Raw genomic sequence first — 22,865 nt, 5'->3', positions numbered from 1 at the left:
ACGCCTTACCCTCTACTATTCCTCCACCAGCACTACAACTGAAGTTGTATAAGTACGCCGTTCTCTCGACACTCAGCAGATCGTGAGAAACATTCCATCTCTGGAGGCTTACGTGAACCACTTCCACCTGCCCCGCACAGTGACTTACTGTCTCTGTCTCGCAGCGCCAATGCTCGCCTTCGCGCCGCTCGCCCCCGCCCAAACTTCCTCTGCCGCACAGGTCCTCGTCACCGCACCCATCAACCAGTCAAAGATGGTCACGCTCTCCGGCAACACGCGTCACGAAGCCACCGCCGCCAACGACCGCGGCAAGGTCAGCGACGATCTCCAGCTCGACCACATGCTCCTCCAGCTCAAGCGTCCCGCCGACCGCCAAGCCGCACTGACCTCCGCGATCGAAGACCTCTACCGCCCCGGCAGCTCCTCGTTCCATCACTGGCTCACCGCTACCGAGCTGGGCGAAAAGTACGGCCCCAACCCCTCTGACATCGCCGCCGTCACCAAGTGGCTCGAGAGCAACGGATTCCAGGTCAACGGCGTCTCCGCCAGCGGCATCAGCATCGACTTCTCCGGCACCGCCGCCCAGGTCAACACCGCCTTCCACGCCAACCTCCATAACCTCAGCGTCCGTGGCGAAACCCACCTCGCGAACATGCAGGATCCCCAGATCCCCGCAGCCCTCGCCGGCGTCGTCACCGGCATCACCTCCCTCAACAACTTCCGCCCCCGCCCAGCCAATAAGGGCATCAGCTCCGCCCGCATCGACTCGGCTTCCAAAGCCGTCGTCGCAAGAACAGCCGTAGCCAAAGCCGCTGCCGCCGCCAGCCCTGACCTCACCGTCAGCGCCGACGAGCAGCTCGTTGTTCCCGACGACCTCCACACCATCTACAACTTCAACCCTGTCTACAAGAACAACATCACCGGCAAAAATCAGACCATCGTCGTCATCGAAGACACCAACGTCTACTCGCTCAAAGATTGGGCCGTCTTCCGCGACACCTTCGGCCTTTCGAAGTACACCAAGGCCACGTTTACGCAGACCCATCCCGGTAGCAGCTGCAAAAATCCCGGCGTCAACGGAGACGACGGAGAAGCGATCCTCGACGCCGAGTACGCCAGCGCCGCCGCACCCAACGCAGACATCGTCCTGGCCTCCTGCGCCAACACCGAAACCACCTTCGGCGGCCTCATAGCCTTCCAGGCGCTGATCGACAAGCCGCTTCCTCCGCCCATCATCAGCATCAGCTACGGCGAGTGCGAAGCCGGACTCGGTGCCGCGGGCAACGCCTCCTTCAACTTCGCCTACGAACAGGCAGCCTCCGAAGGCGTCTCGGTCTTCGTCTCCAGCGGAGATGAGGGTGCCGCAAGCTGCGATGCAGACCAGCCCACCGCGCAGTTCGGCATCGCCGTCAGCGGCTTTGCCTCCACCCCCTATAACGTAGCCGTCGGCGGTACCGACTTCGGCGACACCTACGCCGGGACCAACAGCCAGTACTGGAAGAAGAACGACAACGCCACCTTCGGCTCAGCCAAGTCCTACATTCCCGAGATCCCCTGGAACGACTCCTGCGCCAGCACCCTCATCACCAACACCGTCGGCTTTAACGTTCCCTTCGGAGCCAACGGCTTCTGCAACTCCGCCGAGGGCGAGGCGTTCTTCCTCACCACCGCCAGCGGAAGCGGAGGCCCCAGCGGCTGCGCCTACGGCAACACCTCGCCGCTCGATGGCACACCTGCCGTCAGCGGAACCTGCAAGGGCTATCCCAAACCCAACTACCAGACCGGAGCCTTTGGCAATCCGACCGATAAGGTTCGCGATCTGCCCGACGTCTCTCTCTTCGCCGCCAACGGAGTCTGGGGTCACTACTACGTCTTCTGCTACAGCGATCCCACACCCAACGCCGGCGGCGCACCCTGCGTCGGCGACCCGGCCAACTGGTCCGGAGCCGGCGGAACGTCCTTCGCCTCTCCCATCGTGGCCGGCATTCAGGCCCTGGTCAACCAGTCCACCGGAACCGTTCAGGGCAATCCCAACTACGTCTACTACGCGCTCGCAGCCCAGGAGTTTGGCGGCAGCGGCAACAACTCCTGCAACTCAACCCTCGGCAACGGCACCGACGCGTCCTGCACCTTCTACGACATCACCCAGGGCGACATGGACGTCAACTGCCTCGGCACCTTCAACTGCTACACACCTTCCGGAACCAACGGCGTTCTCTCGGTCAAGACCAACGCCTACCAGAAGGCCTACAACAGCAACGCCGGATGGGACTTCGCAACCGGTATCGGAACTCTCAACGTAAACAACCTGGTCAATAACTGGAACAAAGCCTTCCAGTAAAACCAAATCAGCACCAGAGCAACAGTAGAAAAGAAAGGGCAGGCATCTCTAAAGATGCCTGCCCTCTCTTTTGAGCCTTCCATCCCACACCATGACCTTGCCAGTCATACCTCTTAGCAATCTGCCTTCGCGGCATCATCCCAGAAAAAGTAGATTGACCCTGTAGGTTGATCGCAACGCTGTCAGAAGCGCATCAAGCCCTACTTCTCTTTGTTGTTGTAGTGAATCTTCTTATCGTCGGTATAGGTCGCTTGGCGAGCGATCTGGACCCAACTCCCGTTCGTGCGCTGCCAGATGTCGGTGTAGCGACGGTAGAGCCTGGTTCCCGCTTCGGGGCCAGTATTAGGGATAAGGGTCTCGTTTCCCATCAGAACAGCAATGTCACCGTAGAGGTGGAAGGCTTCAATCTCGTTGGTGTAGCCGGAGTAGCTCAGTTTGTCTTCGTGAATGGCGGCGATAACCTGTTCGCGGGTCAGGACCCGATTGCCCGGGCTGTTGACGAGCATCTGCGGGGACCAGAGCCTCTCGACTGTGGCAAAATCTCTCATGCCGATCGCCTTACCGACGGCACGCTCAGCGCCTTCAATCTGCAACCGTTCAGGGCCGCTCTGGCTCTCCTGGGCGTGGCAGATCGCGGTTCCGAGACAAAGAAAGAGCACGAGTCCGGTCTGGCGGTTCATGAGTTCTTCTCCGCGTTCTGGATTGGTTATGGGTAGAGAGATCATGTCTCAGCGAAGATCATCGGTCAACATGATTCGTCCATATCGGAAAATATGCGTCAACGTGACGCGACATCAGAAACCGACAGCAGCAAGATCGTCCCATTTGGCCCAATAGTCTGCATGCTATTCCGCCTGGCTTTCGCCAGTCTCTGGCCCACGTTGTCAACCCCAAGAATGGGGCAAATCATTCCTAATCAATGAGTTTCGCGTTGCGTACTAGTTTCTCTCCAAGCTCTATACTTGAATTAGAGTAAAAAAGCCCCTGAGAACCGTCGGGGGCTTTTTTGCATGCTCCGTAACGGCGCTAGCAACTCTTTTGTTTCCAAATATTTACCCGTAACCCCTTTATTTGGAAATATTTAGAGAAGGCTAATTTTGTAAATTATTGAAAGTAAGGGTTTTGACTAGGACTACCCCCAGGGGAGGGGGTACCCTGCACACAGGAACACTAACCCCGAGCCGCCGCCTTCAACCCCAGCTCCGCCATCACCATCTGCAGATCCTTCCAGGCCTCGCCCTTCTGCCGCGGATCGCGCAACAGGAACGCCGGATGGTACGTCACCGCCAGCTTCGCGCCCCGGCAGCTATGCCACCGGCCGCGCAGTCCGCTCAGCGACTGCTTCACGCCCAGCAGATACATCGCCGCAGTCGCGCCCAGCGCCACCACCACCTGCGGCTGCACCACATCGATCTGCTGCAGCAGGAACTGGTCACACGTATTCGCCTCCACCGGCTCCGGCACCCGGTTGTTCGGCGGCCTGCACTTCACAATGTTGGCGATGTACACCTCTTCGCGCTTCAGACCCATCGCCTGGATCATGTTGTTCAAAAGCTGTCCCGCCTTGCCCACAAACGGAACGCCCGAGGTATCTTCATCCGCACCAGGCCCCTCGCCGACGAACATCAGCCGCGCATTGGCATCGCCATCGCCGAAGACGATCGAACGCCGACCCGCGTATGCCAGTGGACAGCGCGTACAGTCGCCGATCTCCGTCCGGATCACAGCCAGCGCCTCCACTCTCTTCGGAGCAGCCACCCTGCTCTCCGGCAGCGGAGCGAGGTCATCGAAACTCACAAGCTTTGCAATCGGAGGCTCCAGAAAGGCAGGTCGACTCGAAACGCTATCAGCATCAGCATCAGCCTCAGCAGCAGACGCAGCAAGAACAGAAACAGTAGCAGCAACAGGAACGGCAGCAGGAACAGGAACACGCGCAGAGGAAACCCCAACAGCTCTCGGCGCCTCAACCCGAACGGCAGCGATAGCAGATTTCACCGGCAGCGGGAGCACCGTCTCCGCAGCGACCGCAGCTACGCTATCGAGAAACACAGGTTCGCCCCGACGATAAAAGTCGTGGATACCCATGTGTCGAAGATATTCGACGTAAGCCCGCAACTGCTGCTCTGCTTCACCTGCCATGGCTCTATGGTATCGCGCCTGGCGCGGTATCTGTGTCGCGTTGCGTTTCGGTGCTAGTGCAGTGGAAGATCGACCACAGGCTCGACCACTCGTTCCGGAAGAACGAACTTCACGTGGCCCTGTTTGATCTCATCCTGCGCGACGCGGCAAGCCTTCATCGACTTGGCCACGATCAACGGCGATGCACCGGACTGTAACTGCCGAGCCCGGCGAGCCGCACCCTTAACCAGGCTGTATTTGTTGTGGAAAGCACTCTCAATCGTCATGCATTTCACCCCGTAGTCTGAGTTTATAACTCAGCGCAGCGAAATGCCCTACATAATTCGCAGTGGATAACGCGTCTCTATTTAATAAATGTCGCCAGAGCCGCCTTCAGACGCGGCGAAGCAGCATCGGTCCTGCAACTCGAAGCCACGGCTTGTACACCGTCCCGCACGCCGCGCTCGCACAACACGATCGCCCGCATCTCGGCCACAGCGTGATCCAGCACGTCGTTCACCAGCGCGTACTTGTAGTCCTGCATCTGCTTCAACTCGGTCCGCGCCTCGGCGAGCCTGCTCTGAATCACCGTCTCCGCCACCGCGGTCTTCGAGGCTACCTGCTCCGCCTCGCTCCTGTTTCTCAACCGCATCTCCAGCACCTCAGGACTCGGAGGAAGGATGAAGATCGACACCGCCGCCGGCAGCTTCCGCATCACCTGCACCGCGCCCTGCACATCGATGTCCAGCAGCAGGTCCTTCCCCGCGTCCTTCGCATGTGCCAGCGTCGAGACCGCCGTACCGTAGTAGTTCCCGAAGACCTCCGCCCACTCCAGGAAGTCCCCCGCCGCAATCATCCGCTCAAACTCCGCCCGCGTCGTAAAGTGGTACTCGCGCCCATCCGTCTCCGAACCCCGCGGCGCCCGTGTCGTATACGAGATGGAGAAGTCCAATCCCTCCACCAGCGTCCGTAGCTGACTCACCAACGTCGACTTGCCCGACCCGGAGGGCGCCGAAATAATAAAAAGTATGCCTGCCATGCGCTCCCAAGAGTTCAAAAAATCTGTCTGCAGCCCTGACAGTGTAACAACGAAGCTTTACTCCAGATTCTGAACCTGCTCCCGCGCCTTCTCGATCTCTGCCTTCATCTCCAGCCCAAGCTCGGTGATCCGCAGACTATTTCCTCCCGAAGCTCCGCTGGTCTTCGACAGCATCGTATTCGCCTCGCGATTCAGCTCCTGCAGCAGAAAGTCCATCCGTTTGCCCAACTCTCCGCCCTCATCCAGCATCGCGACAAAGCGCTCCACATGTGTCCGCAACCGAACGATCTCCTCCTCGACATCACTCTTCTCCGCCAGCACCGCAGCCTCAGCCAACAGCCGCTCCTCCGACACCGGAACACCCTGCGTAAGCTCCAGCAGACGGCTTCGCAGACGCTCAAACTGCACCTCACGCACACCGCTCCTCAGCTCCGCCATCTCCTCTGCGAATGACTGCAGCCGCAGCATAGAAGCCCGCAGCTCCGCCGCCAGCGATGCACCTTCCTGTCTTCGCCCCTCGTTCAGCCCCTGCACCAGCGGAGCAATCTGCAACAGCACCGCCGCGTCCAAACCCTCGACCTCCGCCGCCGGTCCGCCGCTCTCCGCACTCATCACTCCAGGTATGCGCAGCATCGTATTTAGGTCCGGATCGCTCGCCAACCCATGCGCCTCAGCAGCCTGCCGAAATGCCCGCATATAGGCGTCCAGCAACCCCGCATTCAACTGAACCTCAGAGTCCCCGCGCCGCTCCAGCTGCAGCGTCACCTCGATATGACCGCGCCGCAGACTCTCCTTCAGCATCCTCCTCATCTGCACCTCCAGCCCATCGCACGACGACGGAAGCCGAAGGTGAAGATCCAGAAACCGATGGTTGACGCTCTTGATCGTCAGCGTAAAAGCAACCGTCTCCCTTACCAAACCCCGCAGACTCGCGTATCCCGTCATCGAATAGATCGCACTCAAGCAATTCCCTCCAATCCCAACGTCAGCGCCGGCTCGCCGCCGCCCACCGTCACCACATCGCCATCGTCGAACTGCAAATTGTAAAGCCGCCGATACGTTCCCGAGTGCTGCATCAGCTCCTCGTGCGTCCCGATCTCCGTAATCTGTCCACTCTCAATCACCGCAATCCGCGTGGCACGACGCACCGTGGACAGCCTGTGCGCGATCACGAACACCGTCCGTCCCTTCATCAGGTTCGCCAGCGCCGCCTGCACAAACTGTTCGCTCTCCGTGTCCAGAGCGGAGGTCGCCTCATCCAGAATCAGGATCGGCGCATTCTTCAGAATGGCTCGCGCGATCGCCAAACGTTGCCTCTCGCCGCCGCTCAGCCTCGTGCCCTTCTCACCGATCTTCGTGTTGTAACCATCCGGCATATTCAGAATGAACTCATGCGCCAACGCCATCCGCGCCGCCTCTTCCACCTTCTCCAGTGGAACATCCGGCTGCCCATATGCGATATTGTTCCGCACCGTGTCGTTGAACAGCACCGTCTCCTGCGTCACCTTTCCGATCTGCTGCCGAAGCGAGGCGATCGTCACATCCCGCAGGTCATGTCCATCGATCAGAATAGCGCCCTCATTCACATCGAAGAAGCGCGGGATCAGATTCACCAGAGAAGACTTCCCCGCCCCGCTCGGTCCTACAAAGGCGATCACCTCACCCGGCGTCACCGACAGATTGATGTCACGCAGTACCTGCTTCACCTCGCCATCGCTCTCATACGCAAAGCCGACATGCTCAAACCGAATACCTTCGCCGAAGCCCGTCAACACATGGGCGCGCTTCTTCTCCTGAACGTCATCCTGCGCTTCCATGAACTTGAAGATATCTTCACTCGCCCCCAGCGCCTGCTGAAAGCTGTTGTAGAACCCCGCGAACTTCCGCACCGGATCGTACAGCGTAAACACCGCAATCAAGAACGTGATGAACGATCCCGCCGTCATCTGTCCGCGCTGAATGCTGATCCGTCCAAGCAACAGAAGTAGCGCAATCGCGATCGAAGCAATCAGATCCATCAGGGGAGAACTGATCGCCTGTACGCTCACCGACTTCAGATTCGCATCGAACAACCTTCGCGCCGCCCGGCGAAAGCGATTCATCTCCCAAAGCTCCATGCCAAATGCCTTCACGATGCGATTGCCGGTAATCGTCTCGTGAATAATGTTCTGAATCTCGGCCAGCTTATCCTGTCCCTTGCGCGTCGTCTGCCGCACCCGCCGTCCAATGCGCCTCGCCGACAGGATCACCACAGGCACAAACAGCAGCAGCACCCACGCCAGCTTGCCACCCACGATCACCACAGCAATCGCCGTAAAGATCAAGGTAAAAAACTGCTGCAGAAAATCGCTCAGCACGCTCGACATCGCAAACTGAACCTTCTCGATATCGTTGATCAACGTCGACAGCAGTGTCCCCGTCGTATGCTTCTGAAAAAATCCAACCGACCGGCGTAGTACTGCGTTGTAGAGGTCGTTGCGCAGATCGGTGATCATGCCGAACCCAGCGCGATTCACAAGGTACGTTCCAAAGTAATCGCATACCGACTTCAAAAATGCCGACCCTACCAGAGCCACCGCCACCACCGTCCACGCATTGTGAAAGTAGCTCGGCAGAAGGCGCTGCATGTTGACGACATACTCTGTGTGCGGAATGCGAAAGACGAGCACAAGCCCTGGCGGCGCCTCCGGACTCAGCACATTGTCAAAGATTGGCTTCACCAGCAGGATGCGAAATGCGGCCATCGCTCCAACCACAGCCATCAACACGACCGACAGAAGCGAGTACAGCGCATACGGCCGAATATATAAAAGCAATCGCCAGATGCGCCTCAAGCCTTCACTCTCCCGTCCATGGTCATCGCACCGCGCATCTTACTATTCTATGGTGGCAAGGGGCGCACCGGCGATTCCTACCCATCTACTTCGGCATATCGCGATGCGCAGTCTTTACCCGATACCCCGCCGCCGCCAGCCGCTTCTTCATCTCTTCCGCGATAAATACCGATCGATGCTGCCCGCCCGTGCACCCGAACGCCACCGTCAGATAGCTCTTCCCCTCTTTGATGTAGTGAGGCAGAAGAAACGTCAACATGTCCGTTGTCTTATCCAGGAACTCCTTCGTCTGCGGAAACTGTCGAACATACTTCGCCACCTTCGGATCTTTTCCCGTCAGCTTGCGAAACTCCGGCACAAAATGAGGATTCGGCAAAAAGCGCACATCGAACACCAGATCGGCCTCCGTCGGCACTCCGTTCTTGAACCCAAAGCTGTTCGAGGAGATCATCAGACTCTGATCGCTCGCATCGCGCTCGAACTGCGTGTTGATGTGCGCGCGAAGATCGTGCACATTGAACTTCGTCGTGTCGAGCACGATGTCTGCCACGTTGCGGATCGGATCCAGCCGCTTCCGCTCCGCCCGAATCGACTTCGCCACGGTCTCGCTCCGCCCCAGCGGATGCGGCCGCCGCGTCTCCGAAAAGCGCCTCACCAACGCATCATCGCTGGCCTCCAGAAACACAACACGCGTCGGAAGCACCTTGCGCACCTTCTTCAGGATCGCCGGAAACTTGTCCAACCGCATCCCCTCGCGCACGTCCACCACCAGCGCAGCCCGCTCAATCTCCGGCGACTGCCGCACCAGGTCCGCAAACCGAGGAACAAGTTCCAGCGGCAGATTGTCGACCGAATAGTATCCGAGGTCCTCAAACGCCTTCAGCGCCGACAGCTTTCCCGAACCCGAAAGCCCCGTCAAAACCACCAGTTCGCCCCGATACTCCGGAGCCCGGACGGCCTTGGCCTTCGCATCTACCTTCCCACTTCGCTTCGTGACCCGCTTACTCGCCATGCTCGAAATCCTAGCATCCACCACGGAACCCTGCCCTACGGAACTTCGATCAGCTCCATCTTTCCATCGCGCTTTCGATGCAACACCATCGCCCGGCCTCCATGATCGCGGAACACAAACACGTCCCGGTCGCGAAACGCTGCCTCTTTCACCGCCTCTTCAAGCGACATCGGCCGCAGCGCAATCCCATCCGTCGAACGTACAATATGCGGCTCCGCCAGCGGCGATTGCGAAGGAAAGGAGTGCACCAGCATAGGCACCGCCTTCCGTCCTACGCTGGTCTTGGTCGCGATCTTGACCGCAGCGATCTTCACCGCCGCAACCTTCCTCGGCGCAGGAGTCACAACCTCCGCGATCTCGCCCTTCACATCCGCCTTCGGATGTCGCTTGATGGTTCCGAACTTCTTCTTATGCCGTATCGCCTGCTTCTCGAGCTTGGCCAGCGTATCGTGCAACGCGACCTCCATCTCCGTCGCCTCGCAACTCGCGACCAGCTTCTGATGCCTGGTCTGCACCGTTACCTCTGCGTTATGCCTGTACTTGTCCGTGGTCAAAATCACATGTACGTTGGCAGAGCTCCCCACGATCTTAGCGATCCGCTCCAGCCCCGCCTCAGCCTGCAACTTCAACTTCTTCGTAATGGTTGTCTGTCTACCGGTGTACTCAACGTTCATTCGTTCACCTCGTACCGCAGCCGATGCGAATCATCCGCCGGCGATCAGCGTACACGACGTTGGTGCGTGCTTGGAATCTGCATATCTTCCCTGTACTTGGCAACCGTTCTGCGCGTCACCTGGATTCCCTGCCGCTGCAGCTCGGCGGCCAGCTGATCATCCGTCAGCGGCTTCCGCGAGTCTTCATCCTCGATCAGCTTCTTCACCTTGCGCTTCAACAGCACCAGCGGCAGATCCCCGCCCTCCGGCCCGTTTACGCCCTCCGAGAAGAAAAAGCGCAACTCAAAGACACCCTGCGAGGTATGCACATACTTGTTCGCCACTGCACGGCTGACCGTCGAAGGATGCACCCCAATCTCCTCCGCGACCTCCTTGATCATCATCGGCTTCAGCGCATTCACGCCGTGCTCCAGAAACTCTGTCTGCCGCCGCACAATCACCTCGCACGTCCGCAGAATCGTATTCTTTCTCTGTTCGATATTTCGCAGCAGTTGGATCGCGGACTTGTACCGCTCCTTCACATACTCTTTGACGTCCTTCTCTGTCTGCTTCTGCTGCAACATCTTGCGATAGCCCTGGTTCAAACGCAGCGTCGGCATATCTTCTTCGTTCATAACCACCACATAGTTTTCGTCGCGCTTCACAAACGCAACATCGGGCTCAATCAGCCTCGTCTCACTATGGTTGTAGCGCTGCCCTGGCCGAGGATCCAGCGTCCGGATAAAGTCCACCGCGGCATTCACCTCGTCAGCGGTGCGCCCACAGCTCCGCGTCAGTTCGCGCATGTCTTTCTTCTGTAGCAGCGGCAGACAGTGCGTCACAACATGCGTCGCAACGGCAAAGATATCCACCCTGCCCGGATCGTCCACGACAGCCGGCACCGGCGCAACATAACCGCTGTCTTCCTCCGATCCATTCCGTGCCGCCATCATCTCCCTGCGTCGCAGTACGATCGCCGCCTCACCCTGCTGAGCACAGATCTGGATCAACAGGCACTCCCGCAGGTCACGCGCACCCACACCCACGGGGTCGAGAAAATTGATGATCGTCCGAGCCTCTCGAACGGCAATCAGCCAGGACGAGAGCGAATCCTCCGCTGCAGCCGCTATCTCCAGCGGCTCGTCTTTCGCAGCGACATCCCCACCTTCCTCTACCTCTGGCCCGTGCCAGAGATGCACCAACCGGCCCTTCGTGCCACGTTCAAACGGAATCGGCTCCGACCGCACCGGGTCATCGAACTGAGCCAGCAACACAGCCAGCTCCTCGTCGCTCGCCGTCAAGTAGCCGTTCTCGTTCAGATTACCGACCACCAGCTCCGCAGCCGCAGCAATCTCCGGGCTCAACGTCAGCGAGCCCAGCTGCCACGTCAGATGATCGCTCAACGTGCTTGGCTGAGACAGAAAATTTTCGAACGAAGGCTTGTCGTACTCCTCAAAGTTCGACGAGGTGCGAAATCCCGGATCGAGATAGTCCTGAAAGTAGCTTCCGAAGTCGATCTCATCGAACGGGTCCTTCTCCACCCTCTCGCTCTCGGCAGCCACATCCTCAGCCGACCGCTCCCGATCTCCTTCGAGCCCTGCCCTCTCATCCAGCGAGACGACCGACTCCTCCAGCTCCTCCAGAACCGGATTCTCCACCATTTCGGTGTTGATCATCTCCCTCAGCTCAAGCTTGTTCAGCGCCAGTACGCTGACCATCTGCACCAGGCCAGGCGTCAGCACCTGGCGTTGGGAGACCTTCAAGTTTAGCTTCGGTTGCAACAACACATTAACCTCTCATCGGCTGACGTCTGGCCCTACTGTTCATTCTGCTGGTGATAGTTCTTTGCTATTTTTCCGCAGCCCGGTACGAACCGCAAGCAACCAGAGTGCCATTCTCTCAGCTTGGCCACAGTCTACACGCATCGGTTGCTGTCTGGCTGTAAGTCTAACCCTGCCAACGACTGCGGAAACTGCACCGATAGCAACCCAGCCTTACCACAGAAGTTGTAGCGGTTAGCCCATCGAAAAGTTCTCACCCAGGTAGATCCTCCGCACCTCAGGATCGCGTCCCAACTCACCCGGCGTCCCGTGCCGAAAGATCCTGCCCTCGGTAATGATGTACGCCCGATCCGTCACCGAAAGCGTCTCCCGCACGTTGTGGTCAGTAATCAATACACCGATCCCACTCTTCTTCAGCCCGAAGATAATCTCCTGCAGATCCAGCACCGCAATCGGATCGATGCCCGAAAAAGGCTCGTCCAGCAAAATAAACGCCGGCTCAATCGCTAGACAGCGCGCAATCTCCACCCGCCTGCGCTCGCCGCCGCTCAACGCATAACCGCGCGTCTTGCGCACATGCCCAAGATTGAGCTGCTCGATCAGCCTCTCGGTGCGCATCCGCCTGCTCTCCCAGCTCAGATCCTGCGCCTCGAGCACCGCCAGAATATTGTCCTGCACCGTCAGCTTGCGAAACACCGAAGGCTCCTGCGGCAAGTAGCTGATCCCGTAGTTCCTCGCCCGCAGATACATCGGCAATCGGCTGATGTCGTGTCCATTCGCCAGCACCCGCCCCGTATCCGGCCGCACCAGCCCCACAATCATGTAGAAGCTTGTCGTCTTGCCCGCACCGTTCGGCCCCAGCAGGCCCACCACCTCGCCCTGCTCAATCTCCAGGCTCACGCCTCGCACCACCTCGCGGCCGCCGTACGACTTTCCAATCTCCTCCGTCGATAGTGTCTTCATTCCTTGTTCTTCACCCGCGTCTCCGTGCGCACCTTCTGGCCCGCGTTATTCTCTCCTCCATTAGAAACCACAACGTTCTCATCTCCCGCATGGAATCGCAGCAAAGTCCCTGTGACCGTTCCGCGTTGATCGTCGACGACCTTGGGCCGCACCGCAGGCGTCCCCGTCAGCGCAAAGATGCCATCGCTGGCGGTATAGACCAACTGCTCGCCGCTGGCACGACGTCCGGTCTGCTCCATCTCTATACTCCCGCTCACCACCACCCGCTCCACACTACCGCCCATAAAACCGCCTGCCGCCGGCAGAGCATTCCCCTTCGCCTCGACGTGCGACGGCCCACTCACAGCTTTGCCACCAGCCTGTACTCCCTTTGCCGCACCTCCGCCCGGTGCAGCTTGCAGATACACAACCGCCTGCTGTCCACGCATCTTGCCATCCGCGTCCTCGATCTCCACTCCACCGGTAAAGTCCGCCCGCCGCGCTTCATCCGAATAGACCAGCTCCCGACTCGCCACTCGAATCACGGATGTCTTTCCACCATCAGCAGCCTTGCGCGTCGTTCCGATCTTCGTCGCAATCGTTGCCGTATTCGCAGTTGTAGTCACAGGCGTTGCCGTATTCGCACTCCCAGCCCCAGCCACACCACCCTGGCTCACCAACACCGTATGCACCGCCATCGGCGCGCCCTGCCCAACACCATGAGCCAGCAGCCGCCTCTGCTTCTGCTCAAACTGCAGCACCGGCGCATCCATCTGCGAGCCTCCCTGCCAAAGCCGCGCAGGCTTTCCCGCCACTCCAAAAAAAGTCGCAATCTGCGAGTCATGTTTCATCTCCGCGCGCGCCGCCAGCACATGCACCGGCTCCCCCGTCCTCCCCGGCTGTGCATAGCTCGCCTTTACCGAACCATCCGCCGTTGCATCCCCACTCTGCTGCTCCGCCACCACCCGATCCGCCCACAACACGCTCGTCCCGTCGGTCACCTGCACATTGCCCGTCAGCGTCGTACGCTCCAACTCGCCCACACCCATGCCGCCGCTATAAACCGCCTTCTCCGCCGTTACCCTCTCCTCCACTGGCGCCGCAGTATCTCCCGCCTTGCGAGCAGGAGTCTGCGTCATCACCACATGCCCCTGTTCAGTCGCATCCGAAACCGCATCCGCACCCTGACCGGCTCCCTCCTTCTTCGCCACATCGCCGACACCAGCCGCCGACTTCGAGTCACGCCCTCCACCCTCTGCTACAGGGCGAAAGTGCGCCACCAGAGAATCCCCCGAGCTCGTATTCACCACACCCTTCGCGTTCACCCTCCGCATCGAAGCATGCCCATCGCCATGCACCTCGGCGATATGATCCGCACTCCCCACGTGCACAAAGTGAGCCGTCAGCACCTCCGCAGCCAACGCACTGTCAGACGTCTCCACCGCCGCACCCTTCAACGTCGCGCTCAGCACCTTCAACCGCGCATCTCCCGTCGCCTTCGCATCCCGAAGCTCGGCCTTCCCGGCACTATCCGCCGTCAGCGCAAGCTCCACTGCCTTCGCACTCAAGTCCCGCTCACTCCACGGCTCACCCGCAGCATCATGCGCCCGCACCCGCTCATGCAGATGCACCGCGCCAGTCATCACCACATGCTCCGGCCGCCCCTGCTTATCGAACGCCGCCCGTCCCTCCGCCGCCTCGCCCTTGGCCTGCCGCAGCGATCCATCCTCCGAATACCTCACCCCGCCCGTCATCACCACCGTCTCAGGCTGGCTCCGCGCATTCAAAGTCATCTCGCCTCGCGGTCCCGTCACCGTCCCGCCCATCCCATTGGTCAGCGTCACGTCGCCCTCGGCCTCCACCCGCTCCGCCGAACCATCCGGACGCAGATGCACCACCACATGCTGCCCCTGGGCCGTCTGCCCCGCCCCACCACCCACCGACATATACTTCGCCTGCGTCAACACCATCTTCTGATTCGGCCTGTCCAGCTCCGCACGCGACGCCGTCAACACCACCGGACGATCATGCTGCAGCCCATTCACCTTCACCGCCGAGCGCAGCACCACCACACCCGTATCCGAGTTGTAGTCCGCTCCAACTGCATGTCCGGTCATCCCACCCGAGTCAAACTCGATGCCATTATCCGTCGCCGCTATGCCAAGCTTCTGCATGAATACCAGACCGCTCGTCGTCACATGGACCAGCCGCTCGTCTTTCTTCTCCTGCGCCCCCCCTTTCCCGGCGTCATGCAGATCCTTCCCTGCCGCATAGTCCATCTTCGCATTCGAATCCGCCGCCGACGGAGCCTGAAGATCGATATGCACCTCACCAACCGCCTTCACCACCCCAGCCGACTGGTCGTACTCAAACTCCTTCCCATAGATCCGGTCAGCCCGATCCTGCTTGCGCCCGTACAGCACAATCCCCACATCATGCAGCGTTAGCTTTCCATCCGAGCGTTCCACCGCCGTCGCCGCATGGATCGTATACACCGTCCGCCCCTGCACCGACTGCGAGTACGTAACCCCATTGGTCTCCCGTCGAATATTCACCCCAAGCTTCTTCGGCAGATTCGTCAGAAAACGGTGCGTCCGATAGTGCGCATACCCCAGAAAGCCGGCGATCACAATCACCAGCAGCACCGCACCCGCCAGCAACCAGACCCGAAGCCGCTCTACCGAAACGTTCATCCCCCTCTATCTTCTCACCCCACGGCATAGGAATCATCAAGCCGCGATCTCAGAGTTCAGCCCAAAATCTTCCTGGCGACCAGCGGGAGCCCCACCCGAAGGGTTATACAAGTCACGAAGTGACCGCCCTCCGCGCAGGAGGGCGGCCGGCAGGCCATTGCCTTCACCACAGAACACAGACCATAGCTCGATAAGTCCCGAGGCCTCATAGGGACTAAACTATCCCTATGGCCGATCAGCTCTACCTTAGCCTCTGGTTTCCGAACTTCCGCTTCGACACCCTCCCCGCGACCCTCGTCTCGGTCATGCGCCAGTTCGCCCTCATCAGCGGCGAAAAGCGTGTCCTCGCCGCCTCGTCGTACCCCATCAGCTTCACCGAAGCCCCCACCTACCAGCGCATCTACGTCAACGACGACCGCGCCGAAGAGAACCGCGACACCTCCGCCTCCATCATCGAAAGCGCCGTCGCCGAAGCCACCGAGTTGCTCCACGACGACACCGCCTACGAGTTCGAAATGCGCTGGAAGCTCTGGACGCCCGAGCTCAACTCCAACTACCCCAATCCCACCGGCGACCCCGACGACGACATCGACCCCGAGCTTCAAACCGCAGCCCTCGATCCCCTCTGGAAGCTCCAGCTCTCCACCGTCCGCTTCCTCGGCTTCGGCCCCACCTTCGACGACGCCAGCTTCGAGCAGAACGGCCACATCCGCATCGACTTCGGCCTCGACACCCCATGGCTGGCCGAGACCCTCGAAGACGAACAGCTCGACGCGGCCGCCGCCAAACATATCCAGCAAAACGTCGAGATGCTCCTAGCCTTCACTCTCTCAGTAGAAAAAAACTGCGGCATCAGCAGCCGCCTCCTCTGGACCGAATCCGGCGAACCCCTCGCCCAGAAGCTCATCGACCGCCTCCAACGCCTCAACTAACCACAGACGGCCCGGCAGCAGCCCTGGATTTAGCCTCCCGGCGCAGCCTGGCCTCGCGCATCGCCACCAGCATCAACCCGGAGAAGGTCAGCAGCAGCATCCCATAAGCCCTCGCCCCATGTAGCTGCGGAATATCTCCATACAGCAGCGCCAGCCCCGCGAAGACAAAGAACACATGCGCGCAGAACACCTGCAGCGACGCCTTCCCCAGCGTGAGAAACGGCTCAATCGAGACCAGCTTCAGCAGATACCTCCGCATCCAGTAGCAGACGATCAGAAACGCAGCCAAATTGATCACCCGCATCGGTCCAATCTGCCACTTGTCCAGGCTGATCCCCAACGCCTGCTGCGTCAGATGCTGCCCCAACCACTGATGCCGCACCCCTAGAAAAAACATGCAGACCACCCCGCACACAGCCACCATGTACCCCGGAACCCGCTTCAACGGCATATCGTTCTGAGCCGTCTTCACCCCCAGCCACAGCCCCGCAATCCACACCGCCTGCCACGCAAACAGGTTGAACGCCCCCGTCTCCTGCAACGGAATCTGCAGATGCGTCACTTGCACCAGCCACGAATGGACGGCCTCTCGCAGCCCGAACTGCGCCCATAGCCAAAGCGCGCCGCTCCCTCCAAGAACCAACCGCCAGCCGTAGCGCACACCCACCGTCAACGCGACCGGCGTCATAAACAGAAACAGCACATACATCGGCAGAATATCCAGCAGAGGCGGACAATAAATCAGCAGCACGCCTCCGATAACCGCCACCTTCGGATGCGCCAGATAAAAGTTGATCAGATTGTAGATCGCCGGCCGGTGCGTCTTCGTCGCAAACGCAGCGGCAATCGTAAACGCGAACGTCAGCATCAGCAGGTGATAGCCGTAGATCTTCAGCGTCCTTCGCCAAAGCTTCGTCCACATCGCTCCCACATCGTCCATCGCTTCGCGCAGATAGACATGGCTCACCAGCATCGCCGACAGAAAGACAAATCCCTCCGCCGAAGACACAAACCCCACCGGCTGGTTCACAAAGTCGCTGAACCTCGTCGGCATGTGCGTAAAGGTCATCCACACCAGGAACAGCCCCCGCAGCGCGTCCAGCTCCGGCATCCTCCGCGCCTTTGGATGAGTCAGCTCCATCAACCGCAATCCTCGCCTTCCATAAGCCCCAAACCTAAAGCGAGAGCAGCCTCAGCCCACCTGCGCCGCCAAACCCATCGCCACGAACGATCCTTCCGCATCCCACGCCAAGGCCGGACTCTCCCCCGCCTTCATACAGCCGTACCAGTAAGACGCTCCCACGCTGCAATCCGCCTCAGAGCTCCGCAAAAAGCCGCCACCATCGCGCCTCCCAGGCAATTCTTCCCGCAAAACCCTCCCGCAAACCCAACAGATGCACCATCCTGCGCCTTTACGAACCTTTTCCAAATTCGTTATGCCGTTTTTATGAACCCGGTGTTGAGATAGATCTTGTCGGCAGAACAGGGCCGACAGGAGACAGCCTGATGAACACGTTTCGCACCCGTAGACCGCTTCTCGTGAACGCCACGCAATGCCAACGCTCCACCCTCATCCTCACCGACGCCGGCCAGCGCAAAGCCTACCCCGGCGACTGGATCATCGAAGGCGAAAACCGCGAGCGCTACATCGTCGACAACACCTTCTTCCAGCGCACCTTTGCTCCGATTCCCTGGGAGCCCAGCCGCGAAGGCCGCCACTACGGCTGCTAACGCGGCTTCATAACGCACGCAAGTCGTTATGAAATGTCCGCCCACAGGCAGGAGTTATACCTCCCCATCGTCTGCCTTCAACCTCAACTCCCGTCAGCATCCATCGACGGCAACAAAAAAAGAAAAGTGCAGTGGCATATGTCATCGTCCTTAGTACTGGAACCGCCGCCCGCCCCCTTACCCTCGGCCCACGTATCTTCCTTCCCCTCAACCAGCACCAACGCCGCAGCCCTGCCTACCTCCCGCATCGCCCCCACCCCCAGCCAGCTGACTAAGTCCTCCATGCACACGCGCCCCGCGCAGTTGCAGGACGCCCACGCCATCCATCAACTCATCGACAGCTTCTCCTACGACGGCACCCTCCTCCGCCGCTCCTACACCGAGATCTGCCAGAACATCCGCACCTTCACCGTCGTCGAGTCCGACGCCCACCAGTTCATCGGCTGCGCTGCCCTCCACGTCTACGGTCCGCATCTCGCCGAGGTCCGCTCCATCGTCGTTCGCCCCGACATCAAAGGCCACGGAGCCGGCGGCCTCCTCGTTCAAGCCATCCTCGACCAGGCCGAAGCCTGCGGCATCCGCTGCGTCTGCCTCTTCACCCGCATTCCCAGCTTCTTCGAGCACTTCAACTTTCACCTCGCCGAACACCGCGCCCTCCGCGACAAGATTCTCAAGGACTGCATCCGCTGCGCTCGCCGCAACGCCTGCGATGAGACCGCCATGGCCATCGGCGAACTTCCCTCGCCCGAAGACATGTCTTCCATCCACCTCCTGCGCCCGCAGCAGCACGCGGACCTGGTCCAACTTCAGCTGTGAAAGGTGGCCGTTCCACGTACCGCAGGGAGATAACGCCCGCGGCACTCCCTGCGTCATAACTCTTGCACCCCATCATCGCCATCATGGATGATGCGTCCACAAAGTTCAGAAGATCGATAGCAGTGCTCGAACCTCAACTCGCAACTCGCAGCAAGGTACGTCGTAGAACATAACGCAGCGAGCTCTGCCTCAACCTCTCAGGTCTCGTAACAAAGAAAGAAACAGGAAAAGAATATGCAATACACCCCACGAATCGAGGATGCTTCAACCTTCCAATCCACCGCCCGCGCCGAAGACGGCAGTCAGTCCTGCAGCAGCTGGACTAATCTTTGCGAAGGCGTACTCATACCAATCGGCTCTCTCTTCGCCATCTTCCTCTTCATGCTCGGCGTCATGCTCATCGCAGACTAGCAACACCGAGTCTTCAAGATCGCCGTCTAAATAGACGCCGTAGCTCATCTGAATCGACGCTGCCGCTCATCAAGAACGATGCGTTCGTTCGAGATCGATGTCATCGTTCATTCGAACTGAAGCTGACGTCCATCCGAATTGAAGTTGTAACTCATTCGAATCAAGGTATCGTTCGTTCGCTTCGTTCAGATAGACCATGTCATTCGGCAAATCAATATTGTCGTCATTCTGAGCACAGCGAAGAACCCCTGTATTCTGTCTTTGCTTCCTGCGCAGCCTACGGCTTTAGCGCTTACGTCCCACAGAACGCAAGCGCGTGGCGTCAGTCCAGGGATATGTCTCCCTACCCAGCCACCACAATCTCCGAAAAGTCCGCAATCCCCGAAAAATCCCCCAACACCTTCTCCAGCAGAGCCAGCCGATTCGCCCGCACCGCCTCATCCGGAGCCATCACCATCACCGCCTCGAAGAACGCATCCACCTGCGGCCTCAGCGTAGCAATCTGCTCCAGCGCAGCAACATAATTCTTCTCCCCACGCAGGGTCGTCACCCGAACAGCCAGTTCAGCCGACCGCTCCGCCAGAGCTCTCTCCGTAGGCTCCGTCAGCAGCGCGGCATCCACACCAGTCGCCGAAGCGACCCCCTTCTCCTTCGCCTGCGCCAGAATATTCTTCATCCGTTTAAACGCCGCCGAGACCGCAACAAAATCACCCGTAGCCCCAGAAGACGCCCCGCGAACCGCCGTCACCGCCTCAGCCCGGACCACCGCATCCCGCACATCGTTCGAACCCACAGCCAGCACAGCCTTTACCACGTCATACGCCTGCGCACGAGCCTCCCGCAGATAGAACTCCAGCCTCTCCGCAAAAAAAGCTCTCACCTTCGCCGACACCGCAGCTTCACTCGAACCCACCGCCGCCACATCATCCAGCGTCAACGGCAGCGCAGCGTGCGTCTCTGCCAACGTCTTCACAATCCCATTCGCAGCTCTGCGCAATGCAAACGGATCCTTCGACCCCGTAGGCTCAAGCCCCAGCCCAAACATCCCCGCAATCGTATCCGCCTTATCCGCAATCGCCAGCAACGCGCCCTCAACCGTCCGAGGCACCGCGTCCTCCATCGACTCCGGCTTGTACTGGTCATAGATCGCGTCCCCTACAGCAGCCGGAAATCCCTGCGCCCGCGCATACAACCCACCCACCACGCCCTGTAGCTCCGTAAACTCCTTCACCAACTCCGCCGTCAGGTCGGCCTTCGCCAACCGCGCCGCATGATCCAGCGCCTCCGCGTCCACCGCAACTCCACCCGCAGCAACCAACCCTGCAAGCTTCGCCGCTACACCACGCACCCGCTCTGACTTCTTCGCATAACTCCCCAGATCCTTCTGAAACGTAACATTCTCCAGCAGCTTCACCCGCTCCACCAGCGGCACCCGCTGATCGAACTCCCAAAAGAAACGCGCATCGTTGAACCGAGCCCGCAGCACCCGCTCATTCCCATGCCGAATCACCGCCACCCCAGCCTCATCCGCCTCAGTATTCAGCACAGCGAGAAAGTGCGGAGCCAGCCCGCCATCCTTATCCTCCACCGCAAAGTAGCTCTGATGATCCCGCATCACCGTCACCAGCACCTCCTCCGGCAGCGCGAGATACTCCCTCTCAAATCCTCCCAGCAACACCGAAGGCCACTCCGTCAGATGCGTCAGCTTATCCACAAGCCCATGGTCCTCGCGCCATCGCAGACCCGGCACACTCCTCGTCACACGATCCAGCGCCTTCCGAATCCTCTCGCGCCGCACCTCCACATCCGCAATCACGAAGCCGCCCAGCAGCGCATCCTCGTACTCACCCGGAACCTTCAGCGTGATCACTCCATCGCCAAACAACACCCGATGCCCATACGTAACTCTATCCGCTACATATCCGCCAAACTCCACCGGCACAACCTCACCGCCCAGCAGCGCCACCAGCCAGCGCACCGGCCGCACAAACCGCTCCGGCTTACCCGGCCGCCAATACATATTCTTCGCCCAATAGATCCCCGCCAGCTCCTTGGGCATCTCCGCCGCAATCACCTCAGCCGCAGCCCTGCCCGCCTTCACCGAGGTCGCCGCCAGGTACTCGCCCTTCGCGTTCGTAACCGTCTTCAACTCCTCCACAGCCACGCCCGCCTTCTTCGCAAACGCCACCGCCGCCGGCGTCGCCACGCCATCTTTGTACGCCACCTTCACCGAAGGCCCCACCAGCTCCTCGGCCAGATCCTCCTGCCGCTCCGCCACGCCATCCACCCACACCGCCAGCCGTCGCGGAGTCGCAAAGCTTCTGCTCCGCACACCCGACCGCACCAGCCGCTCGCGCTCCAGCATCTTCACCACGCGCTGCTCCAGCTCAGCCTGCGCGCCCGCAATCATCCGCGCCGGAACCTCTTCCAACCCAATCTCAAACAAAAAATCAGCCATCGTCCTCAACTCAAATCCCGCCGCAAAGGGCGCATCTCAAATCCAACCAAACACAAAAGTCGGGGTGCCCCATCCATCGCAGCAGCATCGCGATGAGTGGGAGTGCAAGCCCCTCAACACACCACAGCTTCCTTCTCCGCGCCCGTCAGCGCAACCCCCTGCGCCGCATAAGCCTTCGCCACACCCACCACCAGCGTCCGAATCCGCGCCATCACGCCCACGCGCTCCGTCACCGAGATCGCCCCGCGAGCATCCAGCAGATTGAACACATGCGAGCACTTCAGCGCTAGCTCATACGCCCCAAGCACCGGAAACCGCTTCAACTGCAGCGCATCCATGTCCTCAAAGCCCTTCGCCTGTTCAAGTAATCCGAGGCACTCCGCCTCATACAGATCCAGGTGCTTCCACAGCGACCCCACATCCGCATAGTCGAAGCTGTAAGCGGAAAACTGCTCTTCCTCCGGCAGCCGCATCTCCCCATACGTCACCTTGCGGCCCGTATCCGGTTCCACCGCCCACACAATGTCGTAGATCGAATCCACATCCTGCAAAAATCCCGCGATCCGCTCCAGCCCATAAGTAATCTCTCCGCAGATTGGGTCGAGATCCATCCCGCCGCACTGCTGAAAATATGTGAACTGCGTAATCTCCAGCCCGTCCAGCATCACCTGCCAGCCCACGCCCCACGCGCCGCCCACCGGCCACTCCCAGTTGTCCTCTTCAAACTTGATATCGTGTTCGCGAAGATCGATTCCGATCGCCACCAGCGACTCCAGATACATCTCCTGAATATTCACCGGTGGCGGCTTCAGAATCACCTGCAGCTGCGTATGCCGAAACAATCGATTGGGATTCTCCCCATACCGCCCATCCGCCGGCCTGCGCGAAGGCTGCGCATACGCAATCCTCACCGGCTTCGGCCCCAGCACGCGCAAAAACGTATCCGGAGACATCGTTCCCGCGCCCACCTCAACGTCATACGGCTGCTGCAGCACGCATCCCCGCTCCGCCCAGAACCGTTGCAGCGTAAACAAAAGCTCTTGAAACGTCAGAGCCCTCTTCTTCGGAACACCCGAGACCAACCCAGTCATAACTCTCTCTTCA

General features: G+C 59.8%; 19 protein-coding genes. 5 read left to right on the top strand and 14 right to left on the bottom strand.

What is annotated here, in order from left to right:
- Positions 1-82: 82 nt before the first annotated feature.
- Positions 83-2,341, top strand: coding sequence for a protease pro-enzyme activation domain-containing protein (locus GSQ82_RS01395; RefSeq protein WP_158790226.1), 2,259 nt, complete (start codon positions 83-85; stop codon positions 2,339-2,341).
- Positions 2,342-2,541: 200 nt separating this feature from the next.
- On the opposite strand, the gene GSQ82_RS01390 is transcribed toward GSQ82_RS01395, so the two are convergent.
- The 11 genes from GSQ82_RS01390 to GSQ82_RS01340 form a co-directional block, all read right to left on the bottom strand.
- Entirely contained in the window at positions 2,542-3,021 is a 480-nt protein-coding gene (locus tag GSQ82_RS01390) for a nuclear transport factor 2 family protein (RefSeq protein ID WP_158790225.1), read from the bottom strand.
- A gap of 490 nt (positions 3,022-3,511) precedes the next feature.
- Positions 3,512-4,480, bottom strand: a complete 969-nt coding sequence (locus GSQ82_RS01385) for a uracil-DNA glycosylase (protein WP_158790224.1) — start codon at positions 4,478-4,480, stop codon at positions 3,512-3,514.
- A gap of 53 nt (positions 4,481-4,533) precedes the next feature.
- Positions 4,534-4,746, bottom strand: coding sequence for a DNA-directed RNA polymerase subunit omega (gene rpoZ, locus GSQ82_RS01380; protein WP_158790223.1), 213 nt, complete (start codon positions 4,744-4,746; stop codon positions 4,534-4,536).
- Positions 4,747-4,823: 77 nt separating this feature from the next.
- A complete protein-coding gene (gene gmk / locus GSQ82_RS01375; RefSeq protein ID WP_158790222.1) occupies positions 4,824-5,498 on the bottom strand; it encodes a guanylate kinase in 675 nt (224 codons plus the stop codon).
- A gap of 57 nt (positions 5,499-5,555) precedes the next feature.
- Positions 5,556-6,461, bottom strand: a complete 906-nt coding sequence (locus GSQ82_RS01370) for a YicC/YloC family endoribonuclease (protein ID WP_158790221.1) — start codon at positions 6,459-6,461, stop codon at positions 5,556-5,558.
- Positions 6,458-8,332: an ABC transporter ATP-binding protein gene (locus tag GSQ82_RS01365; RefSeq protein WP_174243018.1), complete on the bottom strand. Its 1,875-nt coding sequence runs from the start codon at positions 8,330-8,332 to the stop codon at positions 6,458-6,460. Before GSQ82_RS01365 ends, GSQ82_RS01370 begins: the two co-directional genes overlap by 4 nt.
- A gap of 85 nt (positions 8,333-8,417) precedes the next feature.
- Positions 8,418-9,344 carry an RNase adapter RapZ gene (rapZ, locus tag GSQ82_RS01360; protein ID WP_158790220.1) on the bottom strand — a complete coding sequence of 309 codons (927 nt, stop codon included), beginning with the start codon at positions 9,342-9,344 and terminating at the stop codon, positions 8,418-8,420.
- Between the two features lie 35 nt (positions 9,345-9,379).
- On the bottom strand, positions 9,380-10,018 hold the full coding sequence (gene hpf, locus GSQ82_RS01355; protein WP_158790219.1) for a ribosome hibernation-promoting factor, HPF/YfiA family: 639 nt from the start codon (positions 10,016-10,018) through the stop codon (positions 9,380-9,382).
- 44 nt (positions 10,019-10,062) lie between these two features.
- A complete protein-coding gene (gene rpoN, locus GSQ82_RS01350) occupies positions 10,063-11,784 on the bottom strand; it encodes an RNA polymerase factor sigma-54 (RefSeq protein WP_158790218.1) in 1,722 nt (573 codons plus the stop codon).
- A gap of 228 nt (positions 11,785-12,012) precedes the next feature.
- Positions 12,013-12,741 (bottom strand): LPS export ABC transporter ATP-binding protein, encoded by a 729-nt coding sequence (lptB, locus tag GSQ82_RS01345; protein ID WP_158790217.1) that lies wholly within the window; start codon positions 12,739-12,741, stop codon positions 12,013-12,015.
- The gene (locus tag GSQ82_RS01340; protein WP_158790216.1) at positions 12,738-15,413 is read right to left on the bottom strand and encodes an LptA/OstA family protein; all 2,676 of its coding nucleotides are present in this window, start codon (positions 15,411-15,413) and stop codon (positions 12,738-12,740) included. The genes lptB and GSQ82_RS01340 overlap by 4 nt, the downstream gene beginning before the upstream one ends.
- 227 nt (positions 15,414-15,640) lie before the next feature.
- Between GSQ82_RS01340 and GSQ82_RS01335 the strand changes: the two genes are divergently transcribed.
- A complete protein-coding gene (locus tag GSQ82_RS01335) occupies positions 15,641-16,345 on the top strand; it encodes a hypothetical protein (RefSeq protein ID WP_158790215.1) in 705 nt (234 codons plus the stop codon).
- Here GSQ82_RS01335 and opgC read toward each other — a convergent pair.
- Positions 16,338-17,486 carry an OpgC domain-containing protein gene (opgC, locus tag GSQ82_RS01330; RefSeq protein ID WP_158790214.1) on the bottom strand — a complete coding sequence of 383 codons (1,149 nt, stop codon included), beginning with the start codon at positions 17,484-17,486 and terminating at the stop codon, positions 16,338-16,340. The genes GSQ82_RS01335 and opgC overlap by 8 nt on opposite strands.
- A 365-nt stretch (positions 17,487-17,851) precedes the next feature.
- On the opposite strand from opgC, the gene GSQ82_RS01325 reads away from it, so the two are divergent.
- The 3 genes from GSQ82_RS01325 (at position 17,852) to GSQ82_RS01315 (ending at position 19,303) form a co-directional block, all read left to right on the top strand.
- Positions 17,852-18,076 (top strand): hypothetical protein, encoded by a 225-nt coding sequence (locus GSQ82_RS01325; protein WP_158790213.1) that lies wholly within the window; start codon positions 17,852-17,854, stop codon positions 18,074-18,076.
- Between the two features lie 138 nt (positions 18,077-18,214).
- Positions 18,215-18,892, top strand: a complete 678-nt coding sequence (locus GSQ82_RS01320) for a GNAT family N-acetyltransferase (RefSeq protein ID WP_256370028.1) — start codon at positions 18,215-18,217, stop codon at positions 18,890-18,892.
- A gap of 234 nt (positions 18,893-19,126) precedes the next feature.
- Entirely contained in the window at positions 19,127-19,303 is a 177-nt protein-coding gene (locus GSQ82_RS01315) for a hypothetical protein (protein ID WP_158790212.1), read from the top strand.
- A gap of 343 nt (positions 19,304-19,646) precedes the next feature.
- Here GSQ82_RS01315 and glyS read toward each other — a convergent pair whose 3' ends face one another.
- Together glyS and GSQ82_RS01305 are read right to left on the bottom strand one after the other, a co-directional pair.
- On the bottom strand, positions 19,647-21,761 hold the full coding sequence (glyS, locus tag GSQ82_RS01310; RefSeq protein ID WP_158790211.1) for a glycine--tRNA ligase subunit beta: 2,115 nt from the start codon (positions 21,759-21,761) through the stop codon (positions 19,647-19,649).
- 113 nt (positions 21,762-21,874) lie between these two features.
- On the bottom strand, positions 21,875-22,852 hold the full coding sequence (locus tag GSQ82_RS01305) for a glycine--tRNA ligase subunit alpha (protein WP_158790210.1): 978 nt from the start codon (positions 22,850-22,852) through the stop codon (positions 21,875-21,877).
- Positions 22,853-22,865 lie beyond the last annotated feature (13 nt).

Source organism: Granulicella sp. L60 (assembly GCF_009765825.1).
Lineage (GTDB): Bacteria > Acidobacteriota > Terriglobia > Terriglobales > Acidobacteriaceae > Edaphobacter.
This window is presented reverse-complemented; position numbering and strand designations above follow the sequence as displayed.

Coding starts and splice junctions, on each gene's coding strand:
- hpf (WP_158790219.1), bottom strand. CDS start 10,018: ATGAACGTTGAGTACACCGGTAGACAGACAACCATTACGAAGAAGTTG.
- GSQ82_RS01320 (WP_256370028.1), top strand. CDS start 18,215: ATGTCATCGTCCTTAGTACTGGAACCGCCGCCCGCCCCCTTACCCTCG.
- GSQ82_RS01335 (WP_158790215.1), top strand. CDS start 15,641: ATGGCCGATCAGCTCTACCTTAGCCTCTGGTTTCCGAACTTCCGCTTC.
- GSQ82_RS01340 (WP_158790216.1), bottom strand. CDS start 15,413: ATGAACGTTTCGGTAGAGCGGCTTCGGGTCTGGTTGCTGGCGGGTGCG.
- GSQ82_RS01390 (WP_158790225.1), bottom strand. CDS start 3,021: ATGAACCGCCAGACCGGACTCGTGCTCTTTCTTTGTCTCGGAACCGCG.
- gmk (WP_158790222.1), bottom strand. CDS start 5,498: ATGGCAGGCATACTTTTTATTATTTCGGCGCCCTCCGGGTCGGGCAAG.
- opgC (WP_158790214.1), bottom strand. CDS start 17,486: ATGGAGCTGACTCATCCAAAGGCGCGGAGGATGCCGGAGCTGGACGCG.
- GSQ82_RS01385 (WP_158790224.1), bottom strand. CDS start 4,480: ATGGCAGGTGAAGCAGAGCAGCAGTTGCGGGCTTACGTCGAATATCTT.
- glyS (WP_158790211.1), bottom strand. CDS start 21,761: ATGGCTGATTTTTTGTTTGAGATTGGGTTGGAAGAGGTTCCGGCGCGG.
- GSQ82_RS01315 (WP_158790212.1), top strand. CDS start 19,127: ATGCAATACACCCCACGAATCGAGGATGCTTCAACCTTCCAATCCACC.
- GSQ82_RS01325 (WP_158790213.1), top strand. CDS start 17,852: ATGAACACGTTTCGCACCCGTAGACCGCTTCTCGTGAACGCCACGCAA.
- rapZ (WP_158790220.1), bottom strand. CDS start 9,344: ATGGCGAGTAAGCGGGTCACGAAGCGAAGTGGGAAGGTAGATGCGAAG.
- rpoZ (WP_158790223.1), bottom strand. CDS start 4,746: ATGACGATTGAGAGTGCTTTCCACAACAAATACAGCCTGGTTAAGGGT.
- lptB (WP_158790217.1), bottom strand. CDS start 12,741: ATGAAGACACTATCGACGGAGGAGATTGGAAAGTCGTACGGCGGCCGC.
- GSQ82_RS01305 (WP_158790210.1), bottom strand. CDS start 22,852: ATGACTGGGTTGGTCTCGGGTGTTCCGAAGAAGAGGGCTCTGACGTTT.